This window comes from Micromonospora sp. NPDC049662 (genome assembly GCF_040675055.1).
Classification (GTDB): Bacteria; Actinomycetota; Actinomycetes; order Mycobacteriales; family Micromonosporaceae; genus Micromonospora.
Genome location: NZ_JBFAOC010000008.1, coordinates 124,773 through 145,445 on the forward strand (window position 1 = coordinate 124,773; position 20,673 = coordinate 145,445).

At 74.1% G+C, this 20,673-nt stretch carries 20 protein-coding genes; 6 read left to right on the forward strand and 14 right to left on the reverse strand.

Going from position 1 to position 20,673, the window contains the following annotated elements; genetic code table 11:
• Positions 1–18: 18 nt before the first annotated feature.
• Positions 19–1,437 (reverse strand): FAD-dependent monooxygenase, encoded by a 1,419-nt coding sequence (locus AB0J36_RS09155; protein ID WP_357170577.1) that lies wholly within the window; start codon positions 1,435–1,437, stop codon positions 19–21.
• A gap of 467 nt (positions 1,438–1,904) precedes the next feature.
• On the opposite strand from AB0J36_RS09155, the gene AB0J36_RS09160 reads away from it, so the two are divergent.
• Positions 1,905–2,384 (forward strand): hypothetical protein, encoded by a 480-nt coding sequence (locus AB0J36_RS09160; protein ID WP_357394316.1) that lies wholly within the window; start codon positions 1,905–1,907, stop codon positions 2,382–2,384.
• Positions 2,385–2,395: 11 nt separating this feature from the next.
• Here the strand turns inward: AB0J36_RS09160 and AB0J36_RS09165 are convergent, their stop codons facing one another.
• Positions 2,396–3,382 carry a helix-turn-helix domain-containing protein gene (locus AB0J36_RS09165; RefSeq protein ID WP_357394314.1) on the reverse strand — a complete coding sequence of 329 codons (987 nt, stop codon included), beginning with the start codon at positions 3,380–3,382 and terminating at the stop codon, positions 2,396–2,398.
• A gap of 64 nt (positions 3,383–3,446) precedes the next feature.
• On the opposite strand from AB0J36_RS09165, the gene AB0J36_RS09170 reads away from it, so the two are divergent.
• The gene (locus tag AB0J36_RS09170) at positions 3,447–4,013 is read left to right on the forward strand and encodes a maleylpyruvate isomerase N-terminal domain-containing protein (RefSeq protein ID WP_357394311.1); all 567 of its coding nucleotides are present in this window, start codon (positions 3,447–3,449) and stop codon (positions 4,011–4,013) included.
• A gap of 213 nt (positions 4,014–4,226) precedes the next feature.
• On the opposite strand, the gene AB0J36_RS09175 is transcribed toward AB0J36_RS09170, so the two are convergent.
• Positions 4,227–5,510 (reverse strand): MFS transporter, encoded by a 1,284-nt coding sequence (locus AB0J36_RS09175; RefSeq protein ID WP_357394309.1) that lies wholly within the window; start codon positions 5,508–5,510, stop codon positions 4,227–4,229.
• A 113-nt stretch (positions 5,511–5,623) separates the two neighbouring features.
• Positions 5,624–6,109 carry a DUF1992 domain-containing protein gene (locus AB0J36_RS09180; protein WP_357394307.1) on the reverse strand — a complete coding sequence of 162 codons (486 nt, stop codon included), beginning with the start codon at positions 6,107–6,109 and terminating at the stop codon, positions 5,624–5,626.
• A 186-nt stretch (positions 6,110–6,295) separates the two neighbouring features.
• Between AB0J36_RS09180 and AB0J36_RS09185 the strand changes: the two genes are divergently transcribed.
• Positions 6,296–6,946: a LysE family translocator gene (locus tag AB0J36_RS09185; RefSeq protein WP_357170575.1), complete on the forward strand. Its 651-nt coding sequence runs from the start codon at positions 6,296–6,298 to the stop codon at positions 6,944–6,946.
• An 8-nt stretch (positions 6,947–6,954) separates the two neighbouring features.
• Here the strand turns inward: AB0J36_RS09185 and AB0J36_RS09190 are convergent, their stop codons facing one another.
• Genes AB0J36_RS09190 through AB0J36_RS09200 form a run of 3 tightly spaced genes read right to left on the reverse strand, consistent with a single transcriptional unit; the run spans position 6,955 to position 9,774 of the window.
• Complete coding sequence (locus AB0J36_RS09190; RefSeq protein ID WP_357170050.1) at positions 6,955–7,773, reverse strand: SDR family NAD(P)-dependent oxidoreductase; 819 nt, start codon at positions 7,771–7,773, stop codon at positions 6,955–6,957.
• On the reverse strand, positions 7,770–9,071 hold the full coding sequence (locus AB0J36_RS09195) for an NAD(P)-binding domain-containing protein (RefSeq protein WP_357118558.1): 1,302 nt from the start codon (positions 9,069–9,071) through the stop codon (positions 7,770–7,772). Before AB0J36_RS09195 ends, AB0J36_RS09190 begins: the two co-directional genes overlap by 4 nt.
• Before the next feature lie 58 nt (positions 9,072–9,129).
• Positions 9,130–9,774, reverse strand: a complete 645-nt coding sequence (locus tag AB0J36_RS09200; RefSeq protein WP_357394304.1) for a TetR/AcrR family transcriptional regulator — start codon at positions 9,772–9,774, stop codon at positions 9,130–9,132.
• A 57-nt stretch (positions 9,775–9,831) separates the two neighbouring features.
• Between AB0J36_RS09200 and AB0J36_RS09205 the strand changes: the two genes are divergently transcribed.
• From AB0J36_RS09205 to AB0J36_RS09215, 3 genes are all read left to right on the forward strand, one after another.
• Positions 9,832–11,184, forward strand: a complete 1,353-nt coding sequence (locus AB0J36_RS09205) for an MFS transporter (RefSeq protein WP_357394302.1) — start codon at positions 9,832–9,834, stop codon at positions 11,182–11,184.
• 32 nt (positions 11,185–11,216) lie between these two features.
• A complete protein-coding gene (locus AB0J36_RS09210) occupies positions 11,217–12,404 on the forward strand; it encodes a hypothetical protein (RefSeq protein WP_357394335.1) in 1,188 nt (395 codons plus the stop codon).
• 218 nt (positions 12,405–12,622) lie between these two features.
• Positions 12,623–12,964 carry an RNA polymerase-binding protein RbpA gene (locus AB0J36_RS09215; protein ID WP_046564157.1) on the forward strand — a complete coding sequence of 114 codons (342 nt, stop codon included), beginning with the start codon at positions 12,623–12,625 and terminating at the stop codon, positions 12,962–12,964.
• A gap of 65 nt (positions 12,965–13,029) precedes the next feature.
• Here the strand turns inward: AB0J36_RS09215 and AB0J36_RS09220 are convergent, their stop codons facing one another.
• The 7 genes from AB0J36_RS09220 to AB0J36_RS09250 form a co-directional block, all read right to left on the reverse strand.
• Complete coding sequence (locus AB0J36_RS09220; protein WP_357118548.1) at positions 13,030–13,554, reverse strand: FxsA family protein; 525 nt, start codon at positions 13,552–13,554, stop codon at positions 13,030–13,032.
• A gap of 62 nt (positions 13,555–13,616) precedes the next feature.
• Positions 13,617–14,426 (reverse strand): polyprenol monophosphomannose synthase, encoded by an 810-nt coding sequence (locus tag AB0J36_RS09225; protein ID WP_357118545.1) that lies wholly within the window; start codon positions 14,424–14,426, stop codon positions 13,617–13,619.
• Between the two features lie 34 nt (positions 14,427–14,460).
• Positions 14,461–16,080, reverse strand: coding sequence for an apolipoprotein N-acyltransferase (gene lnt / locus AB0J36_RS09230; protein ID WP_363660374.1), 1,620 nt, complete (start codon positions 16,078–16,080; stop codon positions 14,461–14,463).
• Positions 16,081–16,638: 558 nt separating this feature from the next.
• Positions 16,639–17,970: a glutamate mutase L gene (locus AB0J36_RS09235; RefSeq protein ID WP_363660375.1), complete on the reverse strand. Its 1,332-nt coding sequence runs from the start codon at positions 17,968–17,970 to the stop codon at positions 16,639–16,641.
• A complete protein-coding gene (locus AB0J36_RS09240; RefSeq protein WP_357118535.1) occupies positions 17,967–18,362 on the reverse strand; it encodes a hotdog domain-containing protein in 396 nt (131 codons plus the stop codon). The genes AB0J36_RS09235 and AB0J36_RS09240 overlap by 4 nt, the downstream gene beginning before the upstream one ends.
• On the reverse strand, positions 18,359–19,108 hold the full coding sequence (locus AB0J36_RS09245) for an OAM dimerization domain-containing protein (RefSeq protein ID WP_357118532.1): 750 nt from the start codon (positions 19,106–19,108) through the stop codon (positions 18,359–18,361). The genes AB0J36_RS09240 and AB0J36_RS09245 overlap by 4 nt, the downstream gene beginning before the upstream one ends.
• A complete protein-coding gene (locus tag AB0J36_RS09250) occupies positions 19,101–20,663 on the reverse strand; it encodes a lysine 5,6-aminomutase subunit alpha (RefSeq protein WP_357118528.1) in 1,563 nt (520 codons plus the stop codon). Before AB0J36_RS09250 ends, AB0J36_RS09245 begins: the two co-directional genes overlap by 8 nt.
• Positions 20,664–20,673 lie beyond the last annotated feature (10 nt).

A 20,673-nucleotide genomic window follows, 5' to 3' on the forward strand; every position in this document is an offset into this window, starting at 1 on the left:
TCTGAGCGTCGCTCGTACTCACGGCATGCCGAACCACCGGGCGAGATGGTCGTCGAGGTTCCGCTGCTCGTCGCCGATCCAGGCGACGTAGCCGTCGGGACGCAGCAGGAGGCACGGGACGTCCACCGCCGCCCCGGCGTCCGCGAGATGATCGACCCGGTCCTTCCAGCCACCGACGGTCAGTCGCTCGGTGCGGTCCACCAGCAGGCCACGGCCGCGATGCAGCAGCCCGTAGAGGTTGCCCTGTCGCACGTCGACGTCGGGCAGCCGGCGACCGAGCAGGTCCGGGCCCTCGCCCAGGTCGTAGCGGAGGCCGGTTCCGGTGATCTTCTCCAGCAGATGGCGGTTCACCTCGTCGAAGTCCATCAGCTCACTGAGCAGACGGCGTACGGCCCGCGCGCCCGGTTCGTCGGACAGCAGTTGCGTCTGGGCGCGCGTGTTGTCCAGCACGTCGGCGGCGACCGGACGACGTTCGGCCTGGTAGGTGTCCAACAGGGTGTCCGGGGCCCAGCCCTGAACCTGCGCGGCCAGTTTCCAGCCGAGGTTGACCGCGTCCTGCACGCCCAGGTTGAGGCCCTGACCGCCGATGGGCGGATGAATGTGGGCGGCGTCGCCGGCCAGCAGGACCCGACCGACCCGGTACCGCTCGGCAAGCCGGGTGGCGTCGCCGAAGCGGGACATCCAGCGCGGCGAGTGCACGCGGAAGTCGGTTCCGGCGACGGCCCGCAGTTGTTGAGCGAAATCCTCGATGGTGGGCGGCTGAGCGCGATCGCTGACTCCGGCCGCCGGGACGACCACGCTGTAGGCCCCGACACCCGCGGGTCGGACCCAGAATCGGTGCCGGGCTCCGCCGATCGCGGCGACGGTGGCGGCGATCTCCTCCGGCGGGACACCCGCTTCCATCTCGCCCATCAGCGTCTCGGTCCGCGTGGGCTCGCCGGGGAAGCCGACGCCGAGGAGCTTGCGCACCGTGCTGCGCCCGCCGTCACAGCCGACGACGTAGCGGCTGCGCAACCGCTCCCCGTCGGACAGCTCGACGGTCACCCCCTCGTCGTCCTGCGCGAGACCGGTGACCGCCCGCCCGCGCCGGACCTGCGCGCCCAGTCCGGTCGCGTGTTCCGCGAGCAGACGTTCGATGACCGGCTGTGGGATGCCCAGCAGGTAGGCGTACGGGGAGTCCAGCCCGGTGGGCGCGGGTTTGTCGATGGCGGCGAAGTAGGCACCGGCCGGACGTCGCCGTCCGTGCGCGAGCATGCGGTCCAGGAGTCCGCGCATCGCCAGCACCTCGAGGCTGCGGATGTGCAGACCGACGATGCGGACGGCCGACGGAGGTTGGGTCTCCTTCTCCAGCACGAGGACCCGCACGTCGTGCAGGCGTAGTTCGGCGGCAAGCATGGCGCCGGTCGGCCCGCAGCCGACGATGATCACGTCGAACAGGCGCGGCGGACGATCCGCGTCGGGGCTCGGCGAGGAAGCAGGATCACGGTGAACGGAGGACACAGGAGCGGCCTTTCGAGAGTGCCTTGGTGAAAGGCGCTCCCGGCGACAGCTACGTCAGTCGCCCAACCGTGACGGCGAGGGGAGCACCCACATCGAACCAGCGGTCATGGGTCTCACCTCCTCGGACGGTGTCGCGGTCGACTGCAAGCTACCGGCCGCGCGGTATCGCGTCCAGCTCTTTTGTGTCGCTCACCGCAGCATCGCCCGGGTCATCCGGCGCGTCGCCACGTACATCGCGATCGAGCCGAGCGTCGCCTCGACGAGCGGTTGCTCGATCACCCGGGCAGCCTACGAAAATTCGACTGACAGGTGCAAGACTAATACCGATCATTGAAATTTTTGGACGAGAGCCAGCGCGCTCGCCGTTTGACCCTCGACCTCCTTGAGGCCTGACCATCGGCCACATGAACGACCAGATGACCCTCGACCCGACCATGACCCGCGTCATCGAGGCGGTGCGGCTCGGCCAGACCGGCGACACCGCCGAGGCCCGCGAACTGCTCACCGCGCTGTGGGACGAGCTCGGCCCGACCGCCGACGCGCTGCACCGCTGCACCGTGGCCCACCATCTCGCCGACCTTCAGGACACCCTCGACGCGGAGCTGAGCTGGGACGAACGCGCCCTGGCGGCGGTGTCCGAGCTGACCGACGAACGCGTCCGGCGGCACCTGCCCTCGCTCGAGGTCCGGGCGTTCCTGCCGTCGCTGTACCTCAACCTCGCCGACTGCTACCGGCGACTGGGCAACGCCGGCCCGGCCCGGGAACACCTCGCCCGGGCCCGGGAGCACCTGGACCAGCTACCGGACGACCCGTACGGCGAGATGATCCGCACCGCCGTACGCGACTTCGACGCGGACGACCCGACCGACCACCGACGGCCCTAACGGCTGCCGGCTCAGCGGTCCGCTGCCGTGTGGGCCGCCCGGTACGCCTGCGGTGAACGTCCGTAGCGGGCGCGAAAGAGGCGGCTGAAGTGGGCCTTGTCCGGGAAACCCCAACGGGCGGCGATGAGGTGCACCGGCTGCCGCGCGTGCAGGGGGTTACCCAGGTCCCGCCGGCACCGCTCCAGACGCTTGGCCCGGATGAGTTCGGCAGGTGTCGTCGCCTCACCGTCGAACAGGCGGTGCAGGGAGCGCAGGGAGATGTGGTGGGCGGCGGCGACGCTACGAGGGTTGAGTTCGGCGCTGTCGAGGTGGCGGTCGATGAAGGCGACGACGCGGGCGCGTAACGCGGCGTGCCGTGTCTCCGGCGACAGGACGCCCTCGATGTCGAGGCGCTGGGCGAGCGTGGCGGTGAGCAGGTCCAGCGTCACGCCGCCCAGCACCTCGGCCTGGTTCGGCTCGTACTGCTCCGGGTGCGCCGCGATGCTGCGCAGGTGGTGGGCCAGGAGCCCGGCGACGCCGGAACCCGACGACATCGGCGTGGCCAGGAGGCGACGCACGCGATCCGGCGGCAACGGCAGCGCCGCGTAGGGGATCTGCACGGTGATCGTCGTGGCGAGACCGGGCTTGTCCGCCCGGTGCCGGGCGATGTGCGGACGGGCCGTGTCCAGCAGGGTGAAGTGGCTGGCGGCGACGAGCGCGGTCTCGGTGCGACCCTGGACCAGGGTGCTACGACCCGTCAGTGGCAGCGTGAGCTGGTAGATGTCCGCCTGGGCTCGGCGGACCAGCCCGGCGGGCCGGGTGGCGAGCAGCGACGGGTACCGCAGCGAGGCCAACCGGACCCGGCCGAGGTCGATGGCCTGGGCGTACGCGACGAAATCGTCCAGCCGCGCGCTGGTGATGTGCACGGGCCCCGTCTCCTGGGCGATCAGGGCGTACCAGAACTCGAACCGGTCCGCCGACGGCAGTACCGTCGTGTCCACCACCAGGTTGGGCAACATGGTGTCCGCCTCCCCCCGAGCACGAGGATGGATTCTTGCACGCATCGACCTACGGACGTCCGTGATGACCGGCGCCGACGTACGGGCGGCGGCCGACGAGATGACCCGGGTGCTGCGCCCGCACCTCGACCGCGACTGGTCGGTGCCGGCCGGCACGTTGAGCTGGAGCTGCTGGACGACCGCCGCGCACGTCGCGCACGACCTGCTCGCGTACGCCGGCCAGGTCACCGGCCTGGCGCAGGACAGCTACCTGCCGTACGACCTGCGGGTCTCCCCCACGGCGGGCCCGGCCCGGGTGCTCGACGTGGTACGGGCCTGTGCCCGGCTGCTCGCGGTCGCCGTCGAGGCCGCCGAACCGACCGAGCGGGCCTGGCACTGGGGCCCCTGCGACCCGGCCGGGTTCGCCGCGATGGGGGTGGCCGAGACGGTGCTGCACACCCACGACATCACCCTCGGCCTCGGCGTGCCGTGGCAGCCGCCGCACGGCCTGAGCGCGCTGGTGCTGCGGCGGCTCTTCCCGGACGCCCCGCCCGGCGACGCGCCCGACGTGCTGCTGTGGATGACCGGCCGTGGTGAATTGCCGGGTCGGGCACGGCGTACCTCCTGGACGTGGCGGGCCGCGGTGGAGTGACCCCGGCAGCCGGTCGGGCGGGTGCCGCGTTGGTCGAGGGACCAACGACCTACGCGGCACCCGCGCCTGCTCTGCTGAACGCCGTCGGCACCCGCGGGGATGCCGACGCCGTTCCAGGTAGTTCCTCAGGTCCATCTGATGCCACGCTCGCGAACGCCACGCATGCGCTTCTCCTTCCCCCCTTCGGGGCGGCCCCGTGCCCACCCGACGACCTCAGCGTCGACCGCCGCCCACCTCGGCGGTAGGGCTTTCGGCGTTCGGGACCGTTCGGGTCTGTACGATCCGGTCCCCGAACGGCGCGAAACGGGCGGCGCGTCTCCACAGCGGACCGAGGGCGAGGACCGCCAGCACGCCCGACAGTCCGCTGAACCCGACGACCGTGGTGGCCGGCCACCGGTCGGCGGCCAGACCCGCGAGCACCATCGCCGTCCCCTGCAGGCCACTGAGGCCGGTGACGGCGACCCCGAACGCGCGTCCCCGGTACTCCGCCGGCACCGCCCGGCCGAACAGCGCGTTCAGCGGGACGGCGAAGGCGCTCGCGGCCCCGGCCAGCGCCAGCAGCAGGAGCAGCACCCACAGCGGCGGAACGAGCCACGCCGCCGTCAGCACGCCGGTGGACAGCGCGGCCAGGGGCAGGATGAGCCGGGGTCGGGTCGCCGGTGGGCAGAACCGGGTGAGCGCGACCCCGCCGAACGCCATGCCCGTCGGCGCGGCGGCCAGCAACACACCCACCGTGGCGGCGTCGCCGTCGTACTGCCGCGCCAGCGGCGCCATCAGCCCTTCGGCGGCGTAGGTGCAGGCGCTGGCCGTCCAGAGGACGAGCAGGTAGGCGCGCAGCCGGGGGTCGGCGGCGAGCACCCGCAGGCCGTCCGCGCGGCCGGCGCGGACCCGACCCGACGGCGCCGGGGGCGCCGGACGTGCCCGGACGCCGCGCGCGATCAGCAGGGCCGAGACGAGGAACGTGCCGGCGTCGACCAGCAGCGCGCCGCGCAACGACAGCAGCGCCACCAGGCTCCCGCCGACGGCGAATCCGAGCACCTGCACGACCTGGGCGCAGATGTTGTCCACGCCGTTGGCCACCGCGTACCGGTCGCCGTCGAGCACGTCGGGCAGCAACGCCGCGCGCGCGGCCACGAACGGCGGCCGCATCAGGTTGACCGCGAAGAGCATCGCCACCAGGGCCGGCGCGGGGACGGCCGGCAGCGCCGCCACCGGCACGAGGGCCGCGCGGGCAAGGTCGCACACGATCAGGACACGGCGGCGGGGATACCGGTCGGCCAGGCCGGACAGCAGCGGTCCGCCGACGAGCCAGGCCAGATAGGAGCTGGCGTACGCGGCGGCGGCAAGCGCCGCCGATCCGGTCCCGTGGTAGACGAGGTACGCCACGGTGACGGCCGTGAGCTGGTCGCCCGCCAGGGACAGCAGGTACGCGCCGAAGAGGTGGGGGTACTCGCGTACCGCGAACACCTCGGCGTACGTCGCGGCGCGCTCACCCACGTCGCCCCCGTTCCCCGTGCCTGCCGTCAGGTCGCCCGGTGCCGACCGTAGCGGCGGCACGGGGATCGAGGGCCAAAGCGGGTGTTCGGGACTGTTCGGGACTGTTCGGGGCGTCAGGCCCGGCGACGCCAGGGCAGCCACCAAGCCCGGCGGGATCGGCGGGCCGGGGCGGCGACGGGGGCCGGCTCGGTGGCGGCGGCGGTCACGTGCCGAGGGGCGCGTTCGGCACGCCAGCGGGCGACCACCTCGTCGGCGTTCACCGGCCGGACCGCGACCCGGGGCCCGTCGGGGTTGCGCAACCAGGCCACGATCTGCGCGTTGAGCTGCCCCACGAAGGCCCGCACGGCCTGTTCGGTGGGCAGGTCGCGGACCTCGTCGGGGACCTGCTCGACACGTCGACGCAGTTGCAGCGGGGTGGGCAGCAACAGGTCGCTGGGCAGCTTCTCGCGCTCCAGGAAACTCTTGATCCACCACGACTCGTCGTACGGCATCCCGCGCCCGGGGATCGGCTTGCCCATCCCGGGCAGGTTGTCGAACTCGCCGCGTTGCGCGGCGCCCCGGATCTGCGCCTCCACGGCCGCGTCCCACGCTTCGGTCACCCTGCGGCACCTCCTTCGGCCACCGTAACGCGCCGCCTCCGACCGGCGACACACGCCGCAACAGGTCAGCGCCGTCGGGCCGGTGACCATTCCCGTGCGGCAGGCCACCGCCTCGCAGGTGGCTCTGGGTCACCGGTCGCCGTCCGGCCTACCGTCGGTCGGGGGCCGGTGAACGGGGGCGACGTCATGGTCGATGCGGGTGCGCTGCTGGGTATCGCGCTGGTGGCGTTGGGTCTGGTGCTCACGCCCGGCCCGAACATGGTCTACCTGGTCTCCCGGTCGGTGGCGCAGGGCCGCCGGGCCGGCCTGATCTCGCTGCTCGGGGTGGCCGCCGGTTTCGGCGTCTACCTGGCCACGGCGGTCGCCGGTCTGGCCGCCGTGTTCGTCCTGGTCCCGGCGCTGTACACGGTGGTGAAACTGGCCGGCGCCGGCTACCTGCTGTGGCTGGCCTGGCGCACGGTGCGCCCGGGTGGTGGGTCACCGTTCACGCCCGCGCCGCTGCCACCGGACCGGCCCCGGCGGCTGTTCACCATGGGCCTGGTCACCAACCTGCTCAACCCGAAGATCGCCATCCTGTACGTGTCGCTGCTACCGCAGTTCGTCGAGCCGGCGCGGGGACAGGTGGCGGCGCAGAGCCTGCTGCTCGGCCTGACCCAGATCGCCGTCGCGCTGAGCGTCAACGCGATGATCGTGCTCAGCGCCGGGACGCTGGCCGGGTTCTTCGCCCGCCGGCCGATATGGTTGCGCGTCCAGCGGTGGGTGACCGGTACGGCCCTTGCCGCGTTGGCCGTCCGTATCGCCGCCGACCGTTCCCGGGCGGCTGTCGCCGTACCCTGATCCGGTCCTCACCGCCCACGGTGGCGGCGGACCATCCCGGCGGCCAGCGGCGCGGCGTCCAGGTCACCGGCGGCGAGCCGGGCCACGAGGGTACGGCGGACCAGCCGGTCGGCCAGCGCGGGCGCGTGCCGGCCGACGGCCATCTCCAGCCGGCCGCGTCGGGTGGTCGCCACGTCCCGGGGCGCCCGCCGGGCGGTGGCGGCGCGCAGGATCGCCGCGACGACACCCTCGACCGGCTCGGGGCGGGACACTCCCCGCAGCGACAGCCCGGCCTCGGCGGTGCTGTCGTGGATCGGCGAGGCGACCATGCTGGGGTAGACGACGCTCACCCCGACGTGGGTGCCCACCTCGTGGCGCAGCGCGTCGGCGTACGCGACGAGGGCGCGTTTGCTGACCCCGTAGGCGGCGGCGAGGGGCAGCGGCAGCACCGCCATCCGGCTGGCCACGAAGATCACCCGCCCGCGGGTGTCGAGCAGGGCCGGCAGCGCGGCGGCGGTGGTGCGCCAGGCGGCCAGCAGGTTGACCTCCAACTGCTGGCGGACCACCTCGTCCGGTGCCAGCTCCGCCGGGGCGGGACCGCCCACCCCGGCGTTGTTGATCAGCAGGTCGAGCCCTCCGAGCCGGGTGACGGCCTCCCGCACGGCGGCGGGGACGGCGGCCGGGTCGGTCAGGTCGCAGCCGAGCACCGGCAGGTCGTCGTCGTCGCGGGCGTGCAGGTCGAGCCCCACCACCCGGGCGCCGCCGGCGCGCAGCGCGACGCCGAGGTGCCGGCCGAAGGTGCCGCTCGCGCCGGTGACGAGGACCCGCCGGCCGGTCAGCGCCGTCACCGGCGTGCTCCGGTCTTCAACTCCCGGGTCAACTCGGCCAGGTACACGTCGAAGTCCACCCGCATCGCCGGGCGGCGCTGGCCCCAGCGGGCCGTCGCCGCTCGCAGCTCGGCCCGGCAGGCGGCCCGCTGCCGCGCGGGGTCGGGCAGGGCGTACCGGCCGGCGAGCTGCGCGGCGACCAGCTTGGCCTGCGCCTCGACCAGCGGGAACGCGGAGCCGGTGGACTGCATCAGCCCGACGAACATCAGGCCGGGGGCCGCGGGGTGGAACACGTGCCGGTACAACGCCAGGGTGTCGGCCCCGCCGCCCAGCAGCTCGGCCGGCAGGAACCCGATCTCCACCCGGTAGCCGGTGCACCACACGATCAGGTCGACCTGGTCGGCGCGGCCGTCGGTGAACTCGACCCGGTCGCCGTCGAGGGCGGCCACACCGGGGCGGGCCTCGACGTCGCCGTGGGCGAGCCGGGACAGCAGGCCGTCCGAGAGCGTCGGATGGTCCTGCAGGAAGCCGTGCGTCGGCGCGGGCAGCCCGTAGCGGGCGGGGTTGCCGACGGCGGCGGCGAGCATGGTCTGGCTGATGCGCTGGCGCAGCCGCCACGGGAGCCGGCGGGCCAGCGCGCCGTTGAGGGTGTCCGAGGGGCGACCCAGCAGGTGCTTGGGCACCACCCAGACGCCCCGGCGCAGCGACAACAGCGTCCGCTCGGCGGCGTACGAGGCGTCCACCGCGATGTCCATCGCCGAGTTGCCGCCGCCGACGACCAGGACGCGCCGGCCGGCCAACTGCTCGGGGCCGCGGTAGTCGTGGCTGTGGATCTGCTCGGCGGTGCTGGTGCCGGGGTACGGCGGCTCGGGCAGCCGGGGCACCCGGTTGTGACCGTTGGCGACGACCACGGCCTCGACGGTGACCTCGACCGGCCCGTCCGGCCCGCTGGCCGTGACCGTCCACCTGCCGTCCGGTCGGCGGATGACCCGCTCGACGGTGTGCCGCAGGCGGATGGCGTCGCGCAGCCCGAACCGGTCGGCGTAGTCGGCCAGGTAGCCGGCGACCCGCGTGTGGTCCGGGTAGTCGGGCCAGTCGGCGGGCATCGGGTGGTCGGCGAACTCGGTACGGCCACGGCTGGTGTTCAGGTGCAGCGTGCGGTACGCGGGTGAGTCGGGCGCCCCGTACACCCAGAGGCCGCCGACCTGGTCGGTGGCCTCGAAGCAGACCACGGTGACGGCGGCGTCGCGCAGCGCCTTGACGGTGGCGAGTCCGGCCGCGCCGGCGCCGATCACCGCAACCCTGGGTTCTGCCCGCATCGCCGCTCCCCCGCATTATCCAACGTCCGATGGATAATCGTCGGGCGGCGGCGGCCCGTCAACCCGTCGGTCCGTACAACGCCGTGAGGAAGCGGTGCACGAACGCCCGGAACTCGCGGCGTTCCCGGGCCGCCGGCGCGCCCGAGGCCAACGCCACGACGTGTCCGTGCGTGGCCCAGACCAGGCTGCGTACGGTGATGTGCGGGGTCGGCTCGGCCAGCGCGCCGGCCGCCGCGGCGGCGGTCAGCAGCTCCGCCACCAGCCGGTAGAGCGGTTCGGCGTAGCGCTGGTCCAGCTCGGCGTGCCGCTGCGGCTCCAACCAGCGTCGCAGCCACAGAGCGGTGGTCTCCGGGTGGTCCTGCAGGAAGTCCACGAACACGTCGACCAGGTCGTGCAACGCCCGCCGCGCCGCGTCCGGGCCCGCGTCGAGGGCCGTGCGGGCCCGCTCGGCGGCGGCGGTGAGGACCTGCCGCTCCACGTCGAACACCCGCGCGAAACACGCCTCGTAGAGCGCTGCCTTCGTACCCGTGTGGTGGGCGACCGTGGCGACGTCGACCCCGGCGGCGGCCGCGACCTCCCGCAGCCCGACGGCGTCGAAGCCACGCTCGGCGAACAGCGCGGTCGCGGCGGTGAGCACCACCTCGCGGGTGGGTCGGGTCTGGTCGCGCCGAGGTCGACCCGGACGGCGTCGGGGCGTGGTCATGGCCGCCATTGTGCCCCTAGAATCCAGCAACTGTTGGATTGCGGAGAGGATGCGGCGATGACCGGGCTCGACCGGCGGCCCGCGGCCGCCACCGACGCGACGCTGCCCCGCGGCCCCCTCGCCGGGTTCGCCACCGGCTCCCTCGGCATGGGTGTCTGGGTGACCGTTCCCGGCCTGCTGCTGCTCTACTTCCTCACCGACGTGCTGGCCGTCGGGCCGTGGCTGGCCGGTCTGGCGCTGCTGCTGCCGAAGATCGCCGACGTGCTGCTGCACCCGTGGGTCGGGCACCGCGCCGACGTCGAACTGGGCCGCCGGGGTGACCGGCGACGGCTGCTGCTGCTCGGCTGCGCCCTGCCGGTCGCGTTCGCCGCGCTGTTCGCGGTGCCCGGCGGCCTGACCGGCGCGCCGGCCGCCGGCTGGGTGGCGGTGGCCTTCGTCGCCGGCAACCTGCTCTTCGCCGCCTACCAGGTCCCCTACCTGGCCACCCCCGCCGACCTGCGCATCGGCTACGACGAACGCACCCGGCTGATGGCGTTCCGGATGGTCGTGCTGACCCTCGGCATCCTCGCCTCCGGCCTGCTGGCCCCGCTGCTGACCGGCGGCGACGCCGCTACCCGGGGCGGTTACCAGCGGATGGGCGTGGTCCTCGCCGTCGGGATGCTGGTGGCCATGCTGGTGGGCGTGGCCGGCATCGCCCGGCTGCGCGGCGTCGCGTCGGGCGGCACGGCACCGAGGCACGGCGGGTGGCGGGCGCTGCGCACCGCCCTGCGCGATGAGCAGTTCCGTCCGCTGGTCGCCGCCTACCTGGCCATGTCCACCAGCACCCACCTGGTCCTGGCCGGGGTGCCCTACTACGCGGAGTACGAGCTGCGTGCCCCCGCGCTGACCACGGTGCTGGTGGCCGCGTTCGTCGCTCCGGCGCTGCTGGTCACCCCCGCCTGGCTGGTGCTGGCCCGCCGGATCGGCAAGCAGCGGGCGCTGCTCGGCGCGCAGGGCGCGTTCGCGGCCGGGTCGCTGGTGCTGGCGGTAGGCAGACCGGCCGGCCTACCGGTGCTCGTCGGCGCGGTGGCGGTGCTCGGGGTGGCGTTCGCCGGCATGCAACTGCTGCCCTTCTCGATGCTGCCCGACGTGATCCACGCCGCCGGCGCCACCACCGGAGCGGGCACCTACACCGGGGTGTGGACGGCCACCGAGGCCACCGGCGCGGCCCTGGGCCCCTACGCGTACGCCCTCTGCCTGGCGGCGGGCGGCTTCGTGGCGTCGACCGCCGGTGAGTCACCGGCGCAGCCGGACGCGGCGCTCGCGGCGGTCCGCTACGGCTTCGGGCTGCTGCCGGCGGCGGCGATGCTCGCCGCGCTGCTGCTGCAGCGCCGCTACACCCTGGACGCGACGGCCCGGGCGGCGACCTGAGCAGCCGACACGCGGCCTAGACTTCGCCCTTGATGGACGCCCCGCTCACCCCCACCGAAACCCGCCCGTGCGCCCACTGTGGAGCGCCGGTGGCGCAGCGTGTCGGCGCTGGCCGGCCGTTCCGCTACTGCCGTGACAACGACGGCGCCTGCCAACGCGCCTCGCGCAACAGTCGGATGCGCCACCGCAACGCCCCCGGCCTGCCCGGGCAGGTGGCCCGCACCTGGGAGGCGGTGGACCGCCTCGACCAGATCGTCGAGACGTTGACCGAGGCGCTGCACGCCGAGCTGTCCCCGGTGGGTGTGCAGCGGCAGCTCGCGCAGGCCCGCGCGGAGGCAGCCACCGAGGTCGTGGCCGCGCAGACCGAACGCGACGAGGCCCGCGACGACGCCGAGACCGCGTCGGCCGACGCGGCGCGCGCCCGCGAGCAGGCCCGCACGGCCCGCGCCGAGGCCGACGACGCCACCCGACGTGCCGAGGTCGCCGCGCACCGCGCCGCCGCGGCCGACGAGCGCGCCCAACAGGCCGAGGCCGCCCGGGACCAGGCCCGCCACGACGTCAGCGCCGCCGAGGCGCTGCGCGCGCAGGCCGAACGCGACCGCGACCAGGCCCGCGCCGAGGTCCGTGACCTACGGGGCGAGCGCGACACCGAGCGGCAGCGCGCGGCCGACCTGACCGTCGAGCGGGACGCGGCGCGCGCCGACGCCGAACGGGCCACCCGGGACGCCGCCGACGCGGGCGAGCGGGCCGCGCGGTGGCAGGCCGAGGCGCAGGACGTACGCCGTCAGATCGACCAGGCCCGCGCCGACGCCGCACGGACCCGCGCCGCGGCCGCGGACGCCGCCCGGGCCCGCGAACAGGCCGAACGGGCCCGGGACCGCGCCCAGGCCGTCGCCGCCGAGGCCGACGGCGCCCGGCAGGACGCCGCCGAGCTGGCCGCCCGGCTCCGCGCGGAGCTGACCGCCGCGACCGAGCAGCGCGACACGCTCAGCGCCGAGCTGACCGCCGCCCGGCAGGCCGCGGCCACCGCCGAGGGTCGGCTCACGGCCCTGACGGTACGGCTCGAGGCCGCCGAGGCCGACCGGGACGTGGCCCAGCGGCGGGTGGCGCAGCTCGGTGACCAGGTCAGCGACCTGGCGCTGGCGCTGGCCCGCCTCGGCGCGGCCGCACCCGGCGGGGCGGGTGCTTCCGACCCGGGTGCGACGTCGCCGCAACCTTGACCGCGTTCGGGCGGTTAGGGCGTGTGGCAGAGTCCTCGCACGCCTTAACATCCCCGGTGGCAGTCACGACACGCCACCGCCGTGGCGTCCCGGTCGTGGCCGGCTACCCTTGGTTCCGGCCCGCCCGTGGACGCCTCACGCCCTCGGGCGGGAATGGTGCGACGGGAACGCGCCGTTACACCCAGAAGACCAGCACCACGAACGAGGGGAAGTCGATCATGGGCGAGCGTATGCTGCGCGGAAGCCGGCTGGGCGCGGTCAGCTACGAATCCGACCGCAACACGGAGCTCGCGCCGCGTCAGACCCGCGAGTACCTCTGCGCCAAGGGCCACCAGTTCGAGGTGCCGTTCGCCGTCGACGCCGAGGTCCCGACGACCTGGGAGTGCAAGTTCGACGGCAGCGTCGCCCGACTCGTCGACGGCAGCGAGCCGGAGCAGAAGAAGGCCAAGCCGCCGCGTACCCACTGGGACATGCTGCTGGAGCGGCGTTCGATCGCCGAGCTTGAGGACATCCTCGCCGAGCGGCTCCAGGAGGTTCGTACCCGCCGCGGCCGCGCCTGAGCCGCACCCGCACGACACGGCGCCCCCGGGAAACCCCGGGGGCGCCGTCGTGTGAGTGGGTGGATTCAGTTGCGGCCCGGCTCGACGATCTCGCCCTCGATGGCGCGGCCACCGTCGACGACCACCGGCTGCTCCGGCTGCGGACGTGGCGGCGGCTGTGGCGCGCCCTGACGCACCCGGACCGTACGCGGCCCGAACAGGTCACCGGCGACCATCGACGACACCCGCCGTTCGGCGGCGCGTTGCACCCCGACGCGGGCCAACCGGCGCACCGGCGGCACCATCAGCGACAACCCGACCAGGCCGCTGACCAGCCCGGGTATCGCCAGCAGCAGCGCACCGGCCAACCCGACGAGCCCGTCGGTCACCTGCCGTCCCGGCGGCTGCCCGGCCTGCGCGGCGGTGCGGAACCCCCGCCAGGCGCGCATTCCCTCGCGGCGCAGCAGCACCAGCCCCAGCAGGGACGCGGCGAACACCAGCAGCACCGCCGCGCCGAACCCCACCGCCCTGCCCACGACGACGAACACCGCCAGCTCCAGCACCACCGTCAGCAGCAGGGCCAGCGGCACGAACCTCAGTCCTCGGCGCATCTCACCTCATCGCCATCCCGCGGCACGACACGAACCGCGCATCCAGCATGACACGGCCGCGCTCACGGCCACCGCACCTGACCGGTGGGGGTGCCGTTCAGGCTGCGGCGTACGGCCTGCCGCCGGTCCTGCACACCCCACGCGGTGATCCGCCACAACGCCTCGGCGACGATGCGCGGACTCATCTTGCTGTCCCCGCGTTCCCGCTCGGCGAACGTGATCGGCACCTCCACGATCCGCACCCCCGCCCGGTGCGCCAGCCGCGACAGCTCCACCTGGAACGAGTACCCCTGCGAGGTCACCGACGCCAGGTCGATGGCGTCCAGGGCGCTGGTCCGGTACACCCGGTAGCCGCCGGTGGCGTCCGAGACGGGCATGCCCAGCGCGAGACGCGCGTACAGGTTGCCGCCGCGCGACAGCAGCAGCCGCCGCAGCGGCCAGTTCACCACCCGCGCCCCGCTGGTCCACCGCGACCCGATCACCACATCGGCGTCGCGGGCGGCCTCCAGCAGCGCCGGCAGGTCCTCCGGGGCGTGGGAGCCGTCGGCGTCCATCTCCACCACCGCGTGGTAGCCGCGCTCGCGCGCCCACCCGAACCCGGCCAGGTACGCGGCGCCGAGCCCCTCCTTGCCCCTGCGGTGCAACACCTGCACGTGCGGGTCGCCGTCGGCGAGGGCGTCGGCGATCGCGCCGGTGCCGTCGGGGCTGTTGTCGTCGGCGATGAGGATGCTCACCGTGGGGGCGGCCCGGCGGACCCGCCCCACGATCGCCGCCACGTTGTCGGCCTCGTTGTAGGTGGGGATCACCACCAGGACCCGACCCACGCCGGGCACCTCGTCGGGACGCCGGATCGTATCGGTCGCCTGGACCACGGTTCCTCCGCTCCCGCCGGCGTACCGGCTGCTGCTATCCGGGCACGACCCGCTGGCGGCGCCGCAGCACACCCGCGCCGACCAGGGCGGCCACCGCCAGAGCGGCCAGGGCCAGCTCCGGCCACCAGCCGAGGCGGGTGGCGAGGGTGAGCCCGCTGTCGAGCCGTAGCTGCCGCACCACGACCTCCCGGGTGTTGAACCCGGTGGCATCGCTTACCCGCCCGTCGGGGGCGACGAACCCGGACACGCCGACCGTGGAGGCCATCAGCGCCGGGCGGCCGTGCTCGACGGCCCGCAGCCGCACCATGGCCAGCTGTTGGCGGGCCTCCGCCTCGTTGAAGGTGGCGTTGTTGGTCTGCACCACCAGCAGTTGCGCACCGCCGGTGACCGTGTCGCGGACCACCTCGTCGTAGGCGACCTCGAAGCAGATCACGTCGCCGAGCGTCGCCGGGCCGGCGCGTACCACCCCCGGGGTGCTGCCGGGCACGAAGTCGGTGCGGATCAGGTCGACCTTGTCGCTGACCATGCGCGCGATGTTCCGCAACGGCACGTACTCGGCGAACGGCACCGGATGCCGTTTGGTGTAGAGCTGCGCCATGTCGGCCCCGGTGCCGGGCCGCCACAGGATGCCCGCGTTGCGGACCTGCCCGGCGCCGGGCCCGAGCAGCACCGCGCCGACCAGGATGGGCGCGCGGATCGCGTCGGCGGCCTGGGCGATGCGGGCCCCCGCGGTGGGGTTGCGCAGCGGGTCGATGTCGCTGGAGTTCTCCGGCCACACCACCAGGTCGGGCCGTTGCGCGGTGCCGGCGACGACCCGGGCGGCCAGCTCGATGGTGGCGTCGACGTGGTTGTTGAGCACGGCCTGCCGCTGGGCGTTGAAGTCCAGCCCGAGGCGCGGCACGTTGCCCTGCACGATGGCGACGGTCACGGCCTTGCCGCCGCCCGCGGCGGCGACGGGCACCAGCAGGCTCACCGCGCCCACCGCCACGGCGACGGCGGCGGGTACGACCGCCGCCAGCCACCACTCGGCCCGCGCGTCGCGGCGGGCCGCCCAGCCCCGCCAGACGGCGGCGGCGAGCAGGCCACCGGCGAGGGCCACGGCGAAGGTGACCAGTGGCGCGCCGCCGAGGGCGGCCAGGCGCAGCAGCGGAGAGTCGTCCTGGCTGAACGCGAGGCGACCCCACGGGAAACCGCCGAACGGGGTACGGTCGCGCACCGCCTCCTGCCCCACCCACAGCAGCCCGGTCAGCGCCGGCCACTGCCAGGGGCCCCGGTCGGCCAGGGGGGACACCCAGGCGGTGGCGGCGCCGAGCAGCGCCAGGTAGCCGGCCTGCAGCAGGGACAGCAGCACCCACGGCAGGTAGCCGGTGTGCAGGTTCGTCCAGGCCAGCATCGGCGCGAACAGCGCCACCCCGGTGAGGAAACCCAGGCCGGCGCCGGCGCGCAACCGCCGCCGGTGGGCGGCGGCGGCCAGCAGGGCCACCCCGACGGGCGCGAGCGGCCACACCCCGTACGGCGGGAACGCCAGCAGCAGGGCCAATCCGGCGACCACGGCCATCGGCGCGGCCACGCGCAGCGGCAGCGGCCGACCCGCGGCGACCGGCGCCCTGGTCGCCGTGGGGACGTGACTCTCGTCCCGGTCCAGCGTCGTCACCGCAGCTTCACCTCGATCACCCGCCGAAGGCTACCCGGCCGCCATCCGCGCCTGACCCCTGCTCCGCGATCTTGCACTTTCTGTCCCGACGAACGGGGCATTCCTGCCCGTTTCAACAACAGAAACCGCAAGATCGGCGCGGAGGTTGGGGGCGACGTCGCGCGCACATGAAATCGGGGCGCGGCTTGCGCCGCGCCCCGATGCTCCCAGGCCCTTCCCGGCCGGTGGGGCGAGAATGGGGCACGCCGACCTTCGGACCGACCAGGCGGTTGACTGGCTGCCCCCGCCGGGCCGTTGTCTACTGGCCGTGCACCTCACCCTGCCCGTACACCGGTAACCGCGGCCGGTTCGCGCCGCCCCGCCGACCCCCGCCCGCTGGACCTGGCCGCCGCGACGAGAACACTGAAACATGTCGCTCGGCCAGCGGACGAAGGGACGAAGCGAACAACAGCCGCTTCCCGTGGTAGGACTCAAAGACGGTACGTGCTACACCCCGCCTCCTGTCAACCCACCCCGGCCTGTCGTGTGTTGCGCCACGGCGTGTCGGATCGGTGTGTCTCACTGCGGGCACAGATGGTGGCGCAACAGCGCCTGCGCCGCCGTCCGGTGCTCCTCGGCGAGCAGCCCACCGGCGGCCAGCACGTAGTCCACGTCCACCACGGCGCGGGCGGCGCGCGGCACCGCCCACCCACCCGCGTGGTCGGCCAGGACCGCCGCCAGCACCCGCCCCGACGCGTCGGCCGGCGCGTGCCGCAGCACCCCACCGGAGCCCACCAGCAGCCGCACGTCCCGCAGATCCCGCCCGGCCCGCTCGCCGGTGGCGACACCACGGGCGTGCCGGCGCAGCGCCACCGTCGCCGCCAGGGTGGCGATCCGCGCGTCCACGGCCCGCTCGGCATCATCGGCGGCCAGGAACGCCGGGTCGGCCGCCCGCCGCTCGGCGGCGGCAGTGAGGTCGCCGGCGTCGGTGAGCAGCCGCTCCTCGACGGCGGCGCGCACCACGCCCGGCGCGCTCCACCGCATGCCGAGATCGCCCTCGACGGTGCGGGCACGCCACAGGCTGCCGGCGACCTCCCGGCCCGGCCCGCTGGCCCGCTCGTCGGGGGTGAGCACCGAGTACACGTCGGTGGTGGCCCCACCCACGTCGACGACGGCCAGGTCGCCGCCGATGGTGTCGGCCAGCACCTCCACCCCGGTCAGAACCGCGTCCGGCGTGGCCGCCCGCACCAGCCGCGCGAAACGGGTACCCCGGGACAGTCGTTTACCACCGATGACGTGCCGCAGGAACACCGCCCGGATCGCGGCCCGCGCCGAGGCCGGCGTGAGGACCCCGATGCGCGGCAGCACGTTGTCCGCGCTGCTCACCGGCACCCCGGCGTCCCGCAGCAGCGCGGTCAGCTCGGCGCGGACATCAGCGTTGCCGGCCAGGACGACGGGCGTGCGCCAGCGGGCGCGGCCCAGCCGGGTCGCGTTGTGGCGGATCGTGTCGGCGTCGCCGCCGTCGGTGCCACCCACCAGCAGCACCACGTCCGGCCGGGCCGCCCGCAACGCGGCCAGGGCCGCCGCGTCGAGCCGCCCGGCGCCGGTGTGCACCACGTGCGCGCCCGCGGACAACCCGACCCGCCGGCCCGCCTGCGCGGTGACGAGGGCCTCGTAGCCGATAACGGCCAGCCGCAGCCCACCGCCGGCCGACGAGCAGACGTACCACGGCACGTCGCGCAGCCCGAGCCCGGCGGTGGCCGCCGTGACCGCGGCGTCCAGGCCGCGCAGCACGTCACTGCCCACCGTCGTCGGCGCGGCCGCCACGCCGACCAGGACACCGGCCGCCAGGTCCACCACGGCCGCCTTGGTGTACGTGGAGCCGACGTCCGCGCAGACCGCGAGGGTCATGAGGAAGCGGGTACGACCACGGTGCCGGTCGCGGTCACCGCCACGATCGGCGGGTCGAGGACCTCGGCGGCGGACTCGGAGCGGTCCGGGCGGCCCCGGCACACCACCACGCAGCTCAACTCCAGGGTGCGGCTGCGGGAGCCCACCCGCGATACCTGCGCCGTCACCTCGACCACGTCACCGGCCCGGATCGGCGCGGTGAACCGCACGTCGGAGTACCCGGCGAACAGGCCCTCGTCGCCGTCCGTGCGGATGCACACCTCGGTGGCGACGTCACCGAACAGCCCCAGGGCGTACGCCCCGTCGACGAGGTTGCCGGCGTAGTGGGCGTGCGCGTACGGCACATACCGCCGGTGCGTCACCGTCAACCCGAGCCGCGCGTCGTCGGTCATGCGTTCGCCTTCCGTTGCGTGATCAGGGCGTGCACCAAATAGCTGGCCACCTCGCCCGGCGTGGTGCCCCGACCGAAGATCCGGTCGACGCCCAACTCGTCGGTCATCGTCTCGTCGAAGCGGGGACCGCCGACGATCAGCAGCGGCCGCTTGCCCGCCGGCATGGCCTCCCGGAACGCCGCCGACATCTCCCGCGTGTTGTGCAGGTGCGCGTCGCGTTGCGTGACGACCTGCGACACGAGCACCGCGTCGGCCTTCTCCGCCCGCGCGGCCTCCACCAGCTCCGGGACACTGACCTGCGCGCCCAGGTTGGTGACCTTCAACTCCCGGTAGTACTCCAGGCCCTTCTCCCCCGCGATGCCCTTGACGTTGAGGATCGCGTCGATGCCCACCGTGTGGGCGTCGGTGCCGATGCACGCGCCGACCACGGACAGCTTGCGCCGCAGCCGCTGCTTGACCACCGTGTTGACGTCCTTGGCCGACAGCAGCGCGAAGTCCCGCTCCACCACCTGCACCGCGTTCAGGTCGACGAGGTGGTTCACCCGCCCGTACACGACGAAGAACGTGAACCCGTCCCCCATCGGTTTGGCGTGCACCACCATCGCCGGATCGATGCCCATCTTGTTGGCCAACTGCACCGCCGCGCCCTCGGCCCGCTTGTCGTGCGGCACGGGCAGGGTGAACGACACCTGCACCATCCCGTCGCCGGTGGTGTCCCCGTAGGGCCGAACGATCCCCTTACTCACGACCCGCCTCCAGGATCTCCGTGGCCGGGTTGTAGTAGTCGCCCTCGTGCGCGGCGACCCCGTCGAGGCCCTTGCCCCGGTCCGCGGGCCGCTTCATGATCCCGAAGGTGCCCTCGGCGATCGCGGTGAGCAGCGTCTGCTCCCCGATGCGCTCCAGCAGGTCCAGAGCCTCACCGAGCACCTGGTTGGCGCGGCGACGGATGAACCCGCCCGCCGCCGGCACGAAGTCCTCGTGCAGCCCGCCGGCCGCGCCGAGGACGTACCGCACGTTCTGCAGGGCGATGTCCCGGTCCGACAACCACGGCGTCACCACCGCCTCGGTCATCATCCCCACCAACAGGATGCCCTGACCGGTCAGCGTCCCCGCCAGGTTGAAGAACCCGTCGAGCAGGTTGCCCCGGAACACATCACCGGTCATGTGCTTCGTCGGCGGCATCCACTTCAGCGGCGCGTCCGGGAACAACTCCCGCGCCAGCAGGGCGTGCGCCAACTCCAGGCGGAACGACTCCGGCACCTCCGGGTTGATCTCGAAGGCGTGCCCCAGGCCCAACTGCCAGTCCGCCAGGCCCGCCTCGTGCGCGAAGAACTCGTTGAGCAACTGCGACACCGTCACCGTGTGCGCCTCGTCGACCGCATCGGCGGTGGTCAGGTAGTTGTCCTCACCGGTGTTGATGATGATCCCCGCGCGGGCGTGGACCTGCCGGGAGAACCGCTGGTCGACGAACGTGCGCACCGGGTTGATGTCGCGGAACAGGATCCCGTACATCGAGTCGTTGAGCATCATGTCCAGGCGTTCCAGGCCGGCCAGGGTCGCCATCTCCGGCATGCACAACCCCGACGCGTAGTTCGTCAGCCGCACGTAGCGGCCCAACTCCTTCGACGACTCGTCCAGGGCCGCCCGCATCAGCCGGAAGTTCTCCTGCGTGGCGTACGTGCCGGCGAACCCCTCCCGGGTGGCGCCCTCGGGCACATAGTCCAGCAACGACTGCCCCGTCGAGCGGATCACCGCGATCACGTCCGCGCCCGCCCGCGCCGCCGCCTGCGCCTGCGGGATGTCCTCGTAGATGTCCCCGGTCGCCACGATCAGGTAGATCCACGGCCGCTGCTTCGGGTCACCGTGCCGCTTGACGAGCCGGTCCCGCTCGACCCGCCGCCGGTCGATACGCCGAATCCCCGCGCCCACGGCCCTGCGGGCCGCCGACCGGGCCGCCGTGGCCGCCCGACCCGACGGCACGCCGAACCGCACCGACCCGGCGGCGGCCTTCTGCGCCAGCAACGTCACGTCGGTGCTGCCCTCGCGCACCAGCGCGTCGAACACCGGCGCCGCCACCCCGTGCCCCAGGCCGACGTCCGCGACGACCGCGTCGACCAGCCGGTTCACCCACGGAATGCCGTCCGGGTCGGCGCCCGTCACCCCGGCCAGGCGCAACACCGCCCGCTCCACCGACACCGTCGTGTGGCTGCGCGCCAGGTCGACCACCGGCTGACCGGCCCGCCGCGCCAACTCCCGCGCCCGCGCCACCAACACCGGATCAAGATCAAGCTTCCCGGTCACGCCACACCGC